Origin of the sequence: Pantoea eucalypti (genome assembly GCF_009646115.1) — a bacterium.
In the GTDB taxonomy this organism is placed as follows: domain Bacteria; phylum Pseudomonadota; class Gammaproteobacteria; order Enterobacterales; family Enterobacteriaceae; genus Pantoea; species Pantoea eucalypti.
This window is the reverse complement of record NZ_CP045720.1, coordinates 3,695,588-3,710,422: the sequence shown is the minus strand read 5'-3', so window position 1 is coordinate 3,710,422 and position 14,835 is coordinate 3,695,588. Positions and strand designations below refer to the sequence as shown.

The window sequence follows — 14,835 nt, the reverse complement described above, 5'->3', positions numbered from 1 at the left end:
CTTTTAATTCCGGATTTCTGATTTACGTCGGATGACGTGAAACGTGAAGCTGTTCTGGCCGGGTCTTACTTTTCCGTTTATTTCTCACTGGCACTGACCGCTTCTGTCAATTCATAGAACAGGGACAACCATGTCTGACTCTTCCTTTCAGTCCGAAATACCCAAAGCGCGCATTAATTTAAAACTTGATTTGCACACGGGAGGCGCAGGCAAAAAAACCGAGCTCCCGCTGAAATTACTGGTGGCGGGCGACTTCAGTAACGGTCAGGCGTCTGCGCCCCTGTCCGAGCGCAAAAAAATTAACCTGAATAAAAATAACTTTGACGCCGTGCTTTCTGAATATTCCCCGAAAGTAAACCTGACGGTTAAAAACACGCTGGCCGGTGACGGCAGCGAAGACAACATCAGCCTGACCTTCCGTAGCATGAAGGATTTCACCCCGGAGCAGGTCTCCCGCCAGATTCCCCAGCTGAAAGCCATGCTTTCCATGCGAAGTTTACTGCGTGATTTAAAGGCGAACCTGCTGGACAACCAGACGTTCCGCAAAGCACTGGAAAACATCCTGCTCGACCCGGCGCTAAGCGCAGAGCTCAGAGCCGAACTTTCAGCCCTGGCCCCTGAACAGCCATAACGATTTAACGGATTAATAAGGAAGATGCTGATGTCTGTACAAAACGGCAGTGCCGCGGCTGGCGAAGGTGTGGTGCAGGAACGTCCTGCAGCCGGCGGGATTTATGCCTCGCTGTTTGAAAAAATCAATCTGACGCCGGTCGCCGCGCTGAGTGCGCTGGACACCTGGCAGGACGCGCAGGCGATGTCGGAGGCCACGGCGGACGAGCGGCTGACGGCGGGCATGCAGGTTTTTCTGGAGTGCCTGACCAAGGCGGGCTCAAAGGTTGAAAAACTCGACAAACACCTGATTGACCACCATATCGCGGAGCTGGACTGGCAGATTAGCCGCCAGCTTGACGCCGTCATGCACCATGAGGCCTTTCAGGCAACAGAGAGCCTGTGGCGCGGCGTCAAATCCCTTGTCGACAAAACCGATTTCCGCCAGAACGTGAAGATTGAGCTGCTGGATATGTCCAAAGAAGACCTGCGTCAGGACTTCGAAGACAGCCCGGAAATCATCCAGAGCGGCCTCTATAAACACACCTATATCGATGAGTATGACACGCCGGGCGGGGAGCCGGTTGCCGCGCTGATTTCCGCTTACGAATTTGATGCGTCTGCGCAGGATGTCGCCCTGCTGCGCAGTATTTCCAAAGTGTCTGCCGCCGCGCACATGCCGTTTATCGGCTCTGCCGGCCCGAAATTCTTCCTGAAAGAGAGCATGGAGGAGGTGGCGGCCATCAGGGACATCGGCAACTACTTTGACCGCGCCGAATACATCAAGTGGAAATCGTTCCGCGAGACGGACGATGCCCGCTACATCGGTCTGGTGATGCCGCGCGTGCTGGGCCGGCTGCCGTACGGCCCGGACACCGTGCCGGTGCGCAGCTTCAGCTACGTGGAGGAAGTGAAAGGCCCGGATCACGACAAATACCTGTGGACCAGCGCCGCGTTTGCCTTTGCGTCCAACATGGTGCGCAGCTTCATCAGCAACGGCTGGTGTGTGCAGATCCGTGGCCCGCAGGCCGGGGGCGCCGTTCAGGACCTGCCGATTCATCTGTACGATCTGGGTACGGGTAATCAGGTGAAGATCCCGTCAGAGGTGATGATCCCGGAAACCCGCGAATTTGAGTTCGCAAACCTGGGCTTCATTCCGCTCTCTTACTATAAGAACCGCGATTACTCCTGCTTCTTCTCGGCAAACTCCACGCAGAAGCCGACCCTGTATGACACCGCCGATGCGACGGCTAACAGCCGCATCAATGCCCGTCTGCCGTACATCTTCCTGCTGTCGCGTATTGCCCACTACCTGAAGCTGATCCAGCGCGAAAACATCGGCACCACCAAAGACCGCCGGCTGCTGGAGCTGGAGCTCAATACCTGGGTGCGCAGTCTGGTCACGGAGATGACCGATCCGGGCGACGAGCTGCAGGCCTCACACCCGCTGCGCGATGCGAAAGTGGTGGTGGAAGACATTGAGGATAACCCGGGCTTCTTCCGCGTGAAGCTGTATGCGGTGCCGCATTTTCAGGTGGAAGGGATGGACGTCAACCTGTCACTGGTTTCCCGGATGCCGAAGGCAAAATCGTAAGCTAAGGCAGGAAGCCAATGAGAACGGAACAGCCGTTATGGGGAAGAGGCGTGATGGTCTCTCCCCAGCACTTCCAGCAACAGGTCGCGTATGCGGCCTGGTCTGCCGAAGGTATCGCCCGAATGGGGTTATCACACCCCTGGGGCGTGATAAATGTCGCTTTTGAATCAGAAACGCTGAGGCTGGGCCGACTGCAGGCCCGCCATCTGCACCTTCGGTTCCCGGACGGCACGCTTATCGACACGGATAATGCTGACGATCTGCCACCGGTACTGGCACTTGAGGATGAATCACAGGACGTGGTGGTCGTTCTGGCTCTTCCGCTGATGCGCGCGAATGGCGGTAACTGCCTTAAACCTGATGAGGTGGCCGAGCGTCCGGTGCGCTACCGCCAGTGCTGGCGGGATATCAGCTTCGAACTTCAGGCACGTCCGGCACCTCAGGTAGTGGAAACTCAACTGACCATTGATGGACAAAAGCTGTACTATTTCAACCAGATGGCTGACTGGCAAAGCTTTCGCTGGCCGGGAGACACTTACAAGCCGGGAACCATGCTGACCTGGACTACGGTTAACGATTTTCTGCTGGACAGTAACACGCCGCTTGGCGAAGAGGCGATGGATGCCAACAGCCAGTTGCTGATTGCTCTGTCCACAGATAATGAGCAGGAGTCGCAAAGCTGGAAGCCGGATGGCCTGCTGTATCAGGATTTTCTGGTGATGCTGCGCGTTTATCTTGGCTGGCGTTTTAAGGCAAAAATCACCCTGACCACCCGGACTCATCTGCTGGCCGCTCCACCGCTCGGCGACGGTCCTTTCTGGTTGGGTATGAACGGCGTACTGGGTGACGACGCTACAGAAATTGAGTGACAGGCTAAACGGGCTGGATGAGAAGAAGGGAAAATATATGACGGTGAGTGAGCTGAAGTCAGTGGTCTTTTCCTCAATGCAGTCATTTAATCGATCCATACCGGCTGAGGAGCAACTGCGCGAGTTGTCCGCAAATCCTGCCGTTTTACCGTTACCTGTCACAGCCAGAGTTCAACTGGAGATGCACCTGAAACAATTGATAGCCCGCTATGCGGCAATTAAACAGACCGCTAAAGAGTAAGCGCGGGAGAAACTCGTTAATTCATCCGTTTACCCAAAGAAATATGGCGGGCGATCTGACCCACCACCAGAGATCACTGACCATCAAACGGAGTCAGGCACGAAATGCGGATCGGCTTTAGCGAAGATGAGTGGCATAAAAAAGTATTGCTGAGGTGTAGAATCTGGCGCTCCAGAACGCAAAAAACCCGCCAGAGGCGGGTTTCTTTAAATTGTGGTGCCCGAACCCGGACAAAAATGCCGGGAGCATTTTTGCCTCGCGCGCCTGCGCGACCCGGAGGGCGAGCCACAGGATGTGGCGAGTATATCGAACCTTCGATAACGGGTTCGCTCCAGAACGCAAAAAACCCGCCAGAGGCGGGTTTCTTTAAATTGTGGTGCCCGAACCCGGAATCGAACCAGGGACACGGGGATTTTCAATCCCCTGCTCTACCGACTGAGCTATTCGGGCAACGGGGCGCATTAAACCGTAAAGGCCGCGGGTCGTCAACGGCTTTCACTAAAAAACCCCAAGAAACGTGACTGATTGCCTGAATTTCAGTCAAAGCGGTTAAAACCTCAGGCCAGCGCGCCATTTTTGCGGCACAGCGCGATGCTGTAGACATCCTCCGCCAGCCGCTGAGCGGTGGCGACATCCTGCACATTACGCTTCACCAGTAGCCTGCTCAGACAACCTTCAAGGATCAGTTCCATCTGATCGGCCACCATACCTGGGTTATCCAGCTCCTGTTGCACCAGAATGTCATGGGTGAACTGCCATGAGCCGCGTTTCTGCTGCTCGGCCAGTTGATGGATGGGCTGATCGGGCTGAGGGTAGAAGCTACAGGCGGCGATAAACAGGCAGCCCGGGAAACGGCCTTTGCTGACCTGCTCACTCAGGACTTCATAGCGTGCCATCAGTTTCTGATCCGGCGACAGAGATTCATCCAGCAGAATCTGACGGCGCCAGGTTTCAATCTGCTGGCCGTGATAGCGGAGCGCATCATAAAGCAGCGCGTCGCGATCGGGCCAGAACTGCTGAAGCCGATCAAGCGTTAATTCAGTCTCTCCCGCCAGGGTTTCCAATGAGAGGGTGGCGGCGAGGCCGTTCTGTTCAAGCACATTCAATGCATGCTCGAGTATCTGTTCACGCTGCAAGTGACTCTCCTCTGGTATGCAGGCCCGGCAATTTCGCCGGGCAATGACCTGTCCAGTGTTGTTTATGGGGTAAGTTTCTGCAAATGCGCCTGGAAATCGGCGGCATTGAGAAACCCGGTGATGCGCGAGTCGGGGATTTCACGGCCCTGCGCATCAAAGAAAAAAATGGTCGGTAAGCCCAGCACCCGAAGGTGCTGCAACAGCGCGTTGTCGCTGGCGCTGTTGGCTGTGACGTTAGCCTGTAGTAGCTGTACCTTGCTCAGGCTATCGCGCACGGCGCTATCACTAAAGGTATATTTTTCAAACTCCTTGCAGGCGACGCACCAGTCTGCGTAGAGATCGACCATAGTGATGCGACCATGTGCCTGCTGCAGCGCGCTAGCGAGTTGTTGCGGCGTCTGGAGGGACTGGAAAGGCAGCGGTGCCACAGCATGCTGTACCGCCTGACCGCCAAATGCCCAGTCCTGTAACGGACGTGCGCTGATTAACGCCGCAGCCAGCATGACAATCTGCACCACGCGCCACTTACCGCTGCTGGCACGCAGGCTGACGCTGAACGCCCAGCCAAAGAACGCCACGCCAAGCAGACTCCAGAGTCGCAATCCCCACACGTCGCCCAGTACCCGCTCAAGCAGGAAGACTGGCAACGCCAGGATGACAAAACCAAAGCCCTCTTTGACGGTTTGCATCCACGGACCGCTTTTCGGCAGCAGTCGATTTCCAGACAGGGTTACAGCGATCAGCGGTAATCCCATGCCGACCGCGTAGAGCCACAGCGTCCCGGCACCGGCCCACAGATTTCCGCTCTGCGCGATATAAAGCAAAATAGCGCTAAGCGGGGCAGTGGTGCAGGGCGAGCAGATCAAGCCGGCCAGCGCGCCCATCAGAAAGACGCCGGGCAGCGATCCCCCCTGCTGACGATTGCTCCACAGCGTCAGACGGGTTTGCAGGCTTGAGGGCAGCTGCAGCGTAAACAGGCCAAACATTGACAGGGCCAGCACGATAAACAGCACAGAGAGCGTCAACAGCACGTATGGGTGCTGCAACGCGGCCTGAAAACGCAGGCCCGCAGCCGCCACCACCAGGCCCAGCAGCGTATAGGTCAGCGCCATTCCCTGAACATAAACCATCGCCAGCGCAAATAGCCGGCCAAGCGAATAGTGGCGATTTCCGCCCAGGATAATGCCGGAGATCAGCGGATACATCGGCAGCACACAGGGCGTAAATGCCACGCCGATGCCGATCAACAGCGCCCAGAGCGGGGAAAAGGGCAGCGGATTAGCGGGTGCGGGCTGCGAACTGACCGGCGCAGGTGCGCTGCTGGCTGCTACCGCACTCACCGGTACGCTGCGTGTCTCGGGGGGATAACAGAACCCGGCGGCGGCACAACCCTGATATGTCACGCTGAGCGTGGCACCGGTGCCCGCCTGTTGCAGTATCACAGGCAGTGTCAGGTCCTGCGGATAGATCTCACTTTTGCCAAAAAATTCATCCTCATGCGGCTGACCAGCTGGTAGCGTCAGCGGCGCGAGGGTCGCGTTCTTCGGCGTGATGTGGATCTGCTGGCGATAGAGGTAATAGCCCGATTTCACTTTCCAGTGCAGATTAAGCTGAGCGCCCTGCTGGTCGAAGTCAAACGTAAACGCCTGATCAACGGGCACAAAGCGGCTGGTCGCCGGATTAGAAAAGAGGGATGCGTGCGCCTGCAGACAGATAAACAGCGTCAGCAGAAGCGTAATTAAGCGAGAGATGCGTGCAGCCATGACAAGTATTCACTATCTCCATGTTGAACCGGCAGCGCCAGCAATTCGGGGACATCGTAAGGGTGTGCTTCTTTAAGCAATTCACACAGCGCCTGCTGATGATCGCTGTCGCACTTCAGCAGCATCTGGATTTCGCTGATCTTCTCCATTTTGCCCTGCCAGAGATACCAGGATGTGGCACCCGGCAGCAGTGTCACGCAAGCTGCCAGTCCGGCCTCCAGCGCTAAGGCGGCAAGATGGTCTGCCGTGGCCTGATCAGGCGCAGTGCAGAGGATAACGACAGCATTCATCCTGAGACTCCTGTTTAAAAGAGCGGCGATGATAGCACGCTCCATCCGTAACACGATGAGCGGGCTATAACAGCAACCCACCGAAGACGAAGCCAGAGAGCACCGACAGCGCAATGGCAATTACTCCGGGAATGATAAAGGCATGGTTAAAGACAAACTTGCCAATCCGGGTTGAGCCCGTGTCATCCATCTCAACGGCGGCCAGCAGGGTCGGGTAGGTCGGCAGCACAAACAGCGCCGAAACGGCGGCGAAGGAGGCGATGGCCGTCAGCGGCGTCACGCCCAGCAGCAGCGCGGCGGGCATCAGGGCTTTGGTGGTGGCGGCCTGCGAATAGAGCAGCATCGAAGCGAAGAAGAGCACCAGTGCCAGCATCCATGGATAGGTTTTTAGCGTATCACCTGCCAGCATCTGAATCTCGGCCAGATGCGCTTTTACAAAGGTATCACCCAGCCAGGCGACGCCCATTACGCAGATACAGGCGCTCATGCCGGATTTAAAGGTGCTGGCACTGAGGATCTCACTGGTGTCGAGTTTGCAGGTCAGGCTGATGAGTGTGGCGATGGTCAGCATAAACACCACAATCGCTTCATTGCGCGGCAGCGGTGGATTGACGATTAACCCGACGCTGGCGCTGGTTGCGGTGGCATAGAGCACCACAGCCACAATGCCCGTCAGAAACAGCAGCACCGATTTTTTCGCGCCCGGTTTTGCCTGGTAACGGCTGGCGCCGCGCAGCGTGACTTCGCCTTTGGCGAGGCGGGCCTGATAAACCTCATCATCTTTCAGCTCACGGCCTAAGAAGTTAGTCACCAGCGCGGCCAGGAAGAGACCCACCATGGTTGAGGGGATGGCAATCGCCAGCAGCGTGATATAGCCGACACCGCGCGGTTCAAGCAGTGTGGCGAAGAAGACCACGGCGGCTGAAATCGGTGACGCAGTAATCGCTATTTGTGAAGCCACTACCGCAATCGACAGCGGCCGGGAAGGGCGTACGCCTTGCTCCTTCGCCACTTCCGCAATCACTGGCAGCGTCGAGAACGCGGTATGACCCGTACCGGCCAGTAGCGTCATCAGGTAGGTGACCAGCGGGGCCAGCAGCGTGACATGGCGAGGATGACGCCGCAGCAGGCGTTCAGCCAGGCTGACGAGATAATCCATGCCGCCGGCCACCTGCATCGCAGCGATAGCCGCGATCACCGCCATGATGATTTCAATCACATCGAACGGGATAGCGCCGGGTGCCATGCCAAATCCCAGCGTCAGGATCAACACGCCCATCCCGCCAGCAAAGCCAATGCCAATGCCGCCAAGACGTGCGCCCAACCAGATCGCCATCAAGACGATAATCAGCTCAACCACAAACATGAATCACTCCTGAACATTAAATCGGTAAAACCGGGGTGTGCTGTGTACCAAAAAAAAAGGCACACCGTGTTGATCGCGGTGTGCCTTTGGTTAACCAGCGTCGGTTAAGCCTTACTGTTCGTTTTCATCGGTATAACGTTTGGCTTTATAAACCGGGTACATCAGGTTCTGTACCGAGAAGATATCGTCCAGTTCACTTTCCGTCAGCAGACCACGCTCCAGCACGACCTCGCGCACGCTTTTACCGGTTTCCGCACAGATTTTGCCGACGATGTCGCCATTGTGGTGGCCGATGTAAGGGTTGAGGTAAGTGACGATACCAATCGAGTTAAAGACATAGGCTTCGCACACCGCGCGGTTGGCGGTAATGCCGTTGACGCACTTCTCCAGCAGGTTGTAGCAGGCGTTAGTCAGGATGCTGATTGACTCAAACAGCGCCTGGCCAATAACTGGCTCCATCACGTTGAGCTGCAGCTGGCCCGCTTCAGAGGCCATCGTGACGGTGATGTCATTGCCAATCACTTTAAAGCAAACCTGGTTTACCACTTCCGGCACCACCGGATTGACCTTGGCTGGCATGATGGAGGAGCCCGCCTGCAGCTCTGGCAGGTTGATTTCGTTCAGACCCGCGCGCGGACCGGATGAGAGCAGGCGCAGGTCGTTACAGATTTTGGAGAGCTTCACGGCCAGACGTTTGAGTGACGAATGGACCATCACATAAGCGCCGCAGTCAGAAGTGGCTTCAATCAGATCTTCCGCCGGTACTACTGGCAGGTTGCTGACTTCCGCCAGACGCTGTACAGCCAGATGCTGATAGCCATCCGGCGTATTGAGGCGGGTACCGATGGCGGTCGCGCCCAGGTTTACTTCCAGCAGCAGTTCAGCGGTGCGCAGAATACTTTTGGTTTCTTCGTTCAGCAGCACGCTGAACGCGTGAAACTCCTGACCAAGTGTCATCGGCACGGCGTCCTGTAACTGGGTGCGGCCCATTTTCAGGATGGTCTGGAATTCATCAGCTTTGTGCTGGAAGCCTTCGGCCAGCTGGCTGATGCCATCAAGCAGTTTCAGCAGCGAGCTGTAGACCGCGATGCGGAAACCGGTTGGATAGGCGTCGTTGGTAGACTGGCATTTGTTCACATGATCGTTGGGGTTGAGGTACTGATATTCCCCTTTCTGGTGGCCCATCAGCTCCAGGCCGATGTTCGCCAGCACCTCATTGGTGTTCATGTTGACCGAGGTTCCGGCACCGCCCTGATAGACATCAACAGGGAACTGGTCCATACAGCGGCCGTTGTTCAGCACTTCGTCGCAGGCTTTAATGATGGTATCGGCAATGTTGCGCGGAATAGTCTGCAGCTCTTTATTGGCCATCGCCGCTGCTTTTTTGACCATCACCATGCCACGGACAAATTCAGGAATGTCACTGATTTTGCTGTTGCTGATATAAAAGTTCTCAATCGCACGCAGAGTATGAACGCCATAGTAGGCATCCGCCGGAACTTCGCGCATGCCTAACAGGTCTTCTTCGATACGAATGTTGTTCGCCATGATAACCTTCTTATTGTTGCCGCTAACCATCACAAAGGATGTGTTTATTTTGTCGTGGTGTGCCCGTGCCGACATATTATCCGTCTTCAAAGGGGCGTGTGCGATCATATTCTGATGCTTAAGAAAAGCACGCATGCAGATCACTTAATGCTGCAGTCTGGTTAACGATATGTGAAGTTGGTTACAAAATTAACCCCGCAGGATAAATTTGATACGATCGGTTGAAAATGGCGGCGCGGGTGCCCATCTCTTTTCTTATCATCCTCAGGATGAATGCTTTCTGCTGACCGGCACGCTGCCGTTCAGCCCCTACTTACAGGAGAGTACGGTGCGCTGGATACCGTTATTAGTCTTTTTTATTCTGGCCTGGATTGAGATTTCACTCTTCATTCAGGTGGCACACGTCATGGGCGTGCTGCTTACCATGCTTCTGGTGGTGTTCACCTCGTGCATCGGAGTGTCGCTGGTCAAAAATCAGGGCATGAAGAACTTTATGCTGATGCAGGAGAAGCTGGCGCGTAATGAAAGCCCGGCCAGTGAGATGATAAAAAGCGTGTCACTGATCATCGCGGGCTTCCTGCTGCTGTTGCCTGGCTTCTTCACTGATCTGCTGGGTCTGTTGCTGTTGCTGCCACCGGTGCAGAAGCATCTGACGCTGAAACTGATGCCCCATCTGCGCGTCTGGCGCGGACCGGGTGCTGGCCCTGACAGCGGCTATACCATGGATGGCGAGTTCGAGCGTAAAAATAGCGATCGCCTTGAGCACCATGACGATCACAAGGATCGTTAACCGCAGTTTAAGCCTCTGAAAGCGCAACCTCCGGGTTGCGTTTTTTATTTACCCCATCATCTGTTTAAAAAGTCACCACTTATCACATCCGGATAAAAAAATTTGTTGTCCGCCCCCTTGAAAGTGGGTGGTGGCGGCCCTATCTCTCTGGTCACGAGGCCGGAAGCCATGCAGCCCGGTGTTCAACCCCAAAACTGAATGATTGGACTTCTCAAAGGAGAGCTATCAAATGAAAATTCGTCCATTGCACGATCGCGTCATCGTCAAGCGTAAAGAAGTTGAAGCTAAATCAGCTGGCGGCATCGTGCTGACCGGTTCTGCAGCCGGTAAATCCACCCGTGGTGAAGTTCTGGCTGTCGGCAATGGTCGCATCCTTGAGAGTGGCGACGTTAAGCCGCTGGACGTGAAGGTTGGTGACGTCGTGATCTTCAATGAAGGTTACGGTGCTAAAACCGAGAAAATCGACAACGAAGAGGTGCTTATCATCTCTGAGAGCGACATTCTGGCCGTTGTTGAAGCGTAATTTTTACGCGTAATTCACTGAACGAAACGAATTTAAGGGATATTTAAAGATGGCAGCTAAAGACGTAAAATTCGGTAATGACGCACGCGTAAAAATGCTGCGTGGCGTGAACGTACTGGCAGATGCAGTAAAAGTTACCCTGGGCCCGAAAGGCCGTAACGTGGTTCTGGATAAATCTTTTGGTGCACCGACCATCACTAAAGATGGTGTTTCTGTGGCACGTGAAATCGAGCTGGAAGACAAGTTCGAGAACATGGGCGCGCAGATGGTGAAAGAAGTGGCCTCTAAAGCGAACGACGCTGCAGGCGACGGCACCACCACTGCAACCGTACTGGCTCAGTCTATCATCACCGAAGGCCTGAAAGCGGTCGCAGCGGGTATGAACCCGATGGATCTGAAGCGCGGTATCGACCAGGCGGTTATCGCTGCAGTTGAGAAACTGAAAGCGCTGTCTGTGCCTTGCTCAGACTCTAAAGCCATTGCGCAGGTGGGTACGATCTCTGCTAACTCCGATGAAACCGTAGGCCAGCTGATTGCTCAGGCGATGGAAAAAGTCGGTAAAGAAGGCGTGATCACCGTTGAAGAAGGCACCGGCCTGCAGGATGAGCTGGATGTGGTTGAAGGTATGCAGTTTGATCGCGGCTACCTCTCTCCTTACTTCATCAACAAGCCAGAAACCGGTGCGATTGAACTGGAATCTCCGTTCATCCTGCTGGCTGACAAGAAAATTTCTAACATCCGTGAAATGCTGCCAGTGCTGGAAGCCGTTGCGAAAGCAGGCAAACCACTGCTGATCATCGCGGAAGATGTTGAAGGCGAAGCGCTGGCAACGCTGGTGGTTAACACCATGCGTGGCATCGTGAAAGTGGCTGCTGTGAAAGCACCAGGCTTCGGCGACCGTCGTAAAGCGATGCTGCAGGATATCGCTATCCTGACCGGTGGTACCGTGATCTCTGAAGAAATCGGTATGGAGCTGGAAAAAGCGGCTCTGGAAGATCTGGGCCAGGCTAAACGCGTTGTGATCAACAAAGACACCACCACCATCATCGACGGTGTGGGTGAAGAAGCGACAATCCAGGGCCGTGTCACCCAGATTCGTCAGCAGATCGAAGAAGCAACCTCTGACTACGACAAAGAAAAACTGCAGGAGCGCGTAGCGAAACTGGCAGGCGGCGTAGCCGTTCTGAAAGTAGGCGCAGCAACTGAAGTTGAAATGAAAGAGAAGAAAGCTCGCGTTGAAGATGCGCTGCACGCAACCCGTGCTGCTGTAGAAGAAGGCGTGGTTGCAGGTGGTGGTGTGGCGCTGGTTCGCGTTGCAGCACAGCTGGCGGATCTGCGTGGTCAGAACGAAGATCAGAACGTCGGTATCAAAGTTGCGCTGCGCGCGATGGAATCTCCACTGCGTCAGATCGTGTCTAACGCCGGTGAAGAGCCATCTGTTGTTGCTAACAACGTGAAAGCGGGCGACGGTAACTACGGTTACAACGCGCAGACTGAAGAGTATGGCAACATGATCGACTTCGGTATCCTGGACCCAACCAAAGTGACCCGTTCTGCTCTGCAGTACGCGGCCTCAGTTGCAGGTCTGATGATCACCACCGAATGTATGGTCACTGACATGCCTAAAGGCGACGCACCTGATTTAGGCGGCGGCGCTGGCGGTATGGGTGGCATGGGCGGTATGGGCGGCATGATGTAATTGCCGTTGACTGCTTAAGTCATCACAGAACCCCCGATCGGAAACGGTCGGGGGTTTTTCTTTTGGGCGGGAAAATAGTATAAGTAGTGTCGCAATCGTTCGTCTTTCCTCTTGATATCTTCCGCTGTCTGCACGCTGACTGCTGCCGCCTCGCCGGATGGACTTATTATCGTAAGTTACCGGGACGCGCCACTCTGCTGGCCTGAATACAGTTTGAAATATGAAGATGATATAACGGGATTAAGGCAATGAATGTTCAGAAAAAAGAGATCTTTTTCTGCTACGCTGCCACCCGACTCTGATGATAATAAATGGGGATTACAATGCGGATTAACCTCTTGCTCGGACTGACGGCTGGCGCGTTATTGCTGGCGGGCTGCAGCAGCTCTACGCAACTCTCTTCAGCGGGGCAGCGTGTGACGTTTACCGATCAGCAGCCTGGCAATAACTGTCAGCTTCTGGGCAATATCACCGGCTCACAGAGCAACTGGCTGAGCGGTGCAGGCGGTGAAACCAGCGCACTGCGTGGTGCGGCCAATGATCTGCGCAATCGTGCAGCCGAGATGGGCGGCAACGTGATTTATGGTGCCACCAGCCCGACGCAGAATCTGTTGTCCGCGTTCGCGCCACTCGACAGCAAAATGACTGGCCAGGTTTATAAGTGCCCATAGTGTGAGTCGGGCATCCTACCGTATTCAACCGGCCAGCCTTGCGCTGGCCGTTTTTATTCCTGACGTAACTGCAAATCTAACGGTGTTTTACTCGGCTCACCGCCAATTTCACGCGCCAGCTTTGGCACCAGATAGCCGGAGACCTGTGAGAGCAGGGACCGAACCAGCTGGCGTGCCTCGTCGTCTGAGACAAAGAAATGCGCGGCGCCCTGGACTTTGTCCAGCACGTGCAGATAGTAGGGCAGAATACCGGCATCAAACAGCGCATTGCTCAGAGTAGCCAGCGTCTGGGCATTATCATTGATGCCACGCAGCAGCACGCTCTGATTCAGCAGGGTCACACCGGCACGCTTCAGCCTGGTCATCGACTCACGCAGCGCCTCATCAATCTCCTGCGCATGGTTAATATGCGTCACCATAATCACCTGCAGACGGGTATCGCTTAGCATCTGACAGAGCTGATCGGTAATACGCGCTGGTATAACGACCGGTAAGCGGCTGTGAATGCGCAGACGTTTGAGATGCGGGATCTGTTCCAGCGCGGCGATCAGCCAGGCGAGCTCATGATCTTTGGCCATCAGAGGATCGCCGCCGGAAAAAATGATCTCATCCAGCTCGGGATGTTCGGCGATATAGTCCAGTGCAGCCTGCCAGCTACGCTTATTGCCGGGATTATCCTGATAGGGAAAATGACGGCGGAAGCAGTAGCGGCAGTTAACGGCACAACCGCCTTTTACCAGCAATAATGCCCGGTTTCGGTATTTATGCAGCAATCCAGGCACAACGTTGCTTTGTTCATCGAGCGGATCGGTGCTATAACCTGGCGCATCGATGAATTCCTGGCGACGGGTCAGTACCTGAAGCAGCAGTGGGTCGTGCGCATCGCCTTTTTTCATCCGGCGGATGAACGCATGCGGTACCCGTAAGGCGAAAAGACGCCGCGCATCCGCACCTTCAGCCAGCTCGGTGTGCTGATCCAGGGCTAAAATCCGCAGTAATTCATCAGGTTCGGTGACAACATCCGCAAGTTGCTGCAACCAATCTTCTCTGGAAGGTGTTTTTAGGGTTACAATGTGTGCCATTTTTTTGGCTTAGTACCAGTGTCAATTTTCGTAGAGGGCCTTCATGGCGACTTATTCTAGCAACGATTTCCGTCCCGGTCTTAAAATCATGTTCGAAGGCGAGCCGTATGCCATCGAATCCAGTGAGTTCGTTAAACCGGGTAAAGGTCAGGCATTCGCACGCGTTAAAATGCGTCGCCTGCTGACGGGTTCTCGCGTTGAGAAAACTTTTAAATCTACCGACTCCGCCGAAGGCGCAGACGTTGTAGATACCAACCTGAACTACCTGTACAACGACGGTGAGTTCTATCACTTCATGCACCCGGAAAGCTTTGAGCAGTTCCAGGTTGAAGAGAAAACGGTAAACGATGCAGCGAAATGGCTGCAGGATAACGCTGAGTGTATCGTTACGCTGTGGAACGGTCGCCCGATCGCCGTTCAGCCGCCGAACTTTATCGAAGCTGAAGTTATCGAAACCGATCCCGGCCTGAAAGGTGATACTGCGGGTACTGGCGGCAAGCCAGCCAAGCTGTCTACCGGCGCCGTGGTGAAAGTGCCATTGTTCGTGCAAGAGGGCGAAGTGGTCAAAGTTGACACCCGCTCTGGCGAATACGTGTCACGCGTGAAATAAGATTCGCAGGCGCATCTCCGGATGCGCCTTTTTCTTGTCTGAGA

The 14,835-nt window shown here is 55.0% G+C and carries 13 protein-coding genes, 1 tRNA gene and 2 pseudogenes; 9 read left to right on the top strand and 7 right to left on the bottom strand.

What is annotated here, in order from left to right; genetic code table 11:
• Positions 1 to 130 precede the first annotated feature (130 nt).
• The 4 genes and pseudogenes from tssB to EE896_RS17340 form a co-directional block, all read left to right on the top strand.
• Positions 131 to 631, top strand: coding sequence for a type VI secretion system contractile sheath small subunit (gene tssB, locus EE896_RS17355; protein ID WP_039660626.1), 501 nt, complete (start codon positions 131 to 133; stop codon positions 629 to 631).
• Positions 632 to 655: 24 nt separating this feature from the next.
• On the top strand, positions 656 to 2,203 hold the full coding sequence (tssC, locus tag EE896_RS17350; RefSeq protein ID WP_140916117.1) for a type VI secretion system contractile sheath large subunit: 1,548 nt from the start codon (positions 656 to 658) through the stop codon (positions 2,201 to 2,203).
• 17 nt (positions 2,204 to 2,220) lie between these two features.
• Positions 2,221 to 3,069 (top strand): annotated as a pseudogene (gene tssK / locus EE896_RS22905) (type VI secretion system baseplate subunit TssK); the annotation flags it as partial.
• A pseudogene (locus EE896_RS17340) lies at positions 3,047 to 3,313 on the top strand (VasL domain-containing protein); the annotation flags it as partial. The pseudogenes tssK and EE896_RS17340, both read left to right, overlap by 23 nt.
• Before the next feature lie 374 nt (positions 3,314 to 3,687).
• Here the strand turns inward: EE896_RS17340 and EE896_RS17335 are convergent.
• The 6 genes from EE896_RS17335 to aspA form a co-directional block, all read right to left on the bottom strand.
• Positions 3,688 to 3,763, bottom strand: a tRNA-Phe gene (locus EE896_RS17335).
• Positions 3,764 to 3,870: 107 nt separating this feature from the next.
• On the bottom strand, positions 3,871 to 4,449 hold the full coding sequence (dicD, locus tag EE896_RS17330) for a division control transcriptional repressor DicD (protein ID WP_003848326.1): 579 nt from the start codon (positions 4,447 to 4,449) through the stop codon (positions 3,871 to 3,873).
• Positions 4,450 to 4,511: 62 nt separating this feature from the next.
• Positions 4,512 to 6,212, bottom strand: a complete 1,701-nt coding sequence (locus EE896_RS17325; protein ID WP_140916118.1) for a protein-disulfide reductase DsbD — start codon at positions 6,210 to 6,212, stop codon at positions 4,512 to 4,514.
• Positions 6,188 to 6,502 carry a divalent cation tolerance protein CutA gene (cutA, locus tag EE896_RS17320; protein ID WP_140916119.1) on the bottom strand — a complete coding sequence of 105 codons (315 nt, stop codon included), beginning with the start codon at positions 6,500 to 6,502 and terminating at the stop codon, positions 6,188 to 6,190. Before cutA ends, EE896_RS17325 begins: the two co-directional genes overlap by 25 nt.
• A gap of 64 nt (positions 6,503 to 6,566) precedes the next feature.
• Positions 6,567 to 7,868 carry an anaerobic C4-dicarboxylate transporter gene (locus EE896_RS17315; RefSeq protein ID WP_003848321.1) on the bottom strand — a complete coding sequence of 434 codons (1,302 nt, stop codon included), beginning with the start codon at positions 7,866 to 7,868 and terminating at the stop codon, positions 6,567 to 6,569.
• A gap of 111 nt (positions 7,869 to 7,979) precedes the next feature.
• Positions 7,980 to 9,416: an aspartate ammonia-lyase gene (gene aspA / locus EE896_RS17310; protein WP_003848319.1), complete on the bottom strand. Its 1,437-nt coding sequence runs from the start codon at positions 9,414 to 9,416 to the stop codon at positions 7,980 to 7,982.
• A gap of 328 nt (positions 9,417 to 9,744) precedes the next feature.
• On the opposite strand from aspA, the gene EE896_RS17305 reads away from it, so the two are divergent.
• The 4 genes from EE896_RS17305 to EE896_RS17290 all read left to right on the top strand — a co-directional run bounded on the left by EE896_RS17305 (position 9,745) and on the right by EE896_RS17290 (position 13,099).
• The gene (locus EE896_RS17305) at positions 9,745 to 10,206 is read left to right on the top strand and encodes an FxsA family protein (RefSeq protein WP_181405311.1); all 462 of its coding nucleotides are present in this window, start codon (positions 9,745 to 9,747) and stop codon (positions 10,204 to 10,206) included.
• A 229-nt stretch (positions 10,207 to 10,435) separates the two neighbouring features.
• Positions 10,436 to 10,729: a co-chaperone GroES gene (locus tag EE896_RS17300; RefSeq protein ID WP_003848316.1), complete on the top strand. Its 294-nt coding sequence runs from the start codon at positions 10,436 to 10,438 to the stop codon at positions 10,727 to 10,729.
• Between the two features lie 49 nt (positions 10,730 to 10,778).
• Positions 10,779 to 12,428 carry a chaperonin GroEL gene (groL, locus tag EE896_RS17295; RefSeq protein WP_008925393.1) on the top strand — a complete coding sequence of 550 codons (1,650 nt, stop codon included), beginning with the start codon at positions 10,779 to 10,781 and terminating at the stop codon, positions 12,426 to 12,428.
• Positions 12,429 to 12,751: 323 nt separating this feature from the next.
• Positions 12,752 to 13,099: a DUF4156 domain-containing protein gene (locus EE896_RS17290; RefSeq protein WP_008925394.1), complete on the top strand. Its 348-nt coding sequence runs from the start codon at positions 12,752 to 12,754 to the stop codon at positions 13,097 to 13,099.
• 53 nt (positions 13,100 to 13,152) lie between these two features.
• Here EE896_RS17290 and epmB read toward each other — a convergent pair whose 3' ends face one another.
• Positions 13,153 to 14,181, bottom strand: a complete 1,029-nt coding sequence (gene epmB / locus EE896_RS17285) for an EF-P beta-lysylation protein EpmB (protein WP_078804852.1) — start codon at positions 14,179 to 14,181, stop codon at positions 13,153 to 13,155.
• 43 nt (positions 14,182 to 14,224) lie between these two features.
• On the opposite strand from epmB, the gene efp reads away from it, so the two are divergent.
• Entirely contained in the window at positions 14,225 to 14,791 is a 567-nt protein-coding gene (efp, locus tag EE896_RS17280) for an elongation factor P (protein WP_008925396.1), read from the top strand.
• Positions 14,792 to 14,835: the final 44 nt, after the last annotated feature.

Coding starts and splice junctions, on each gene's coding strand:
- epmB (WP_078804852.1), bottom strand. CDS start 14,181: ATGGCACACATTGTAACCCTAAAAACACCTTCCAGAGAAGATTGGTTG.
- EE896_RS17325 (WP_140916118.1), bottom strand. CDS start 6,212: ATGGCTGCACGCATCTCTCGCTTAATTACGCTTCTGCTGACGCTGTTT.
- efp (WP_008925396.1), top strand. CDS start 14,225: ATGGCGACTTATTCTAGCAACGATTTCCGTCCCGGTCTTAAAATCATG.
- aspA (WP_003848319.1), bottom strand. CDS start 9,416: ATGGCGAACAACATTCGTATCGAAGAAGACCTGTTAGGCATGCGCGAA.
- EE896_RS17315 (WP_003848321.1), bottom strand. CDS start 7,868: ATGTTTGTGGTTGAGCTGATTATCGTCTTGATGGCGATCTGGTTGGGC.
- cutA (WP_140916119.1), bottom strand. CDS start 6,502: ATGAATGCTGTCGTTATCCTCTGCACTGCGCCTGATCAGGCCACGGCA.
- tssB (WP_039660626.1), top strand. CDS start 131: ATGTCTGACTCTTCCTTTCAGTCCGAAATACCCAAAGCGCGCATTAAT.
- EE896_RS17290 (WP_008925394.1), top strand. CDS start 12,752: ATGCGGATTAACCTCTTGCTCGGACTGACGGCTGGCGCGTTATTGCTG.
- EE896_RS17300 (WP_003848316.1), top strand. CDS start 10,436: ATGAAAATTCGTCCATTGCACGATCGCGTCATCGTCAAGCGTAAAGAA.
- groL (WP_008925393.1), top strand. CDS start 10,779: ATGGCAGCTAAAGACGTAAAATTCGGTAATGACGCACGCGTAAAAATG.
- tssC (WP_140916117.1), top strand. CDS start 656: ATGCTGATGTCTGTACAAAACGGCAGTGCCGCGGCTGGCGAAGGTGTG.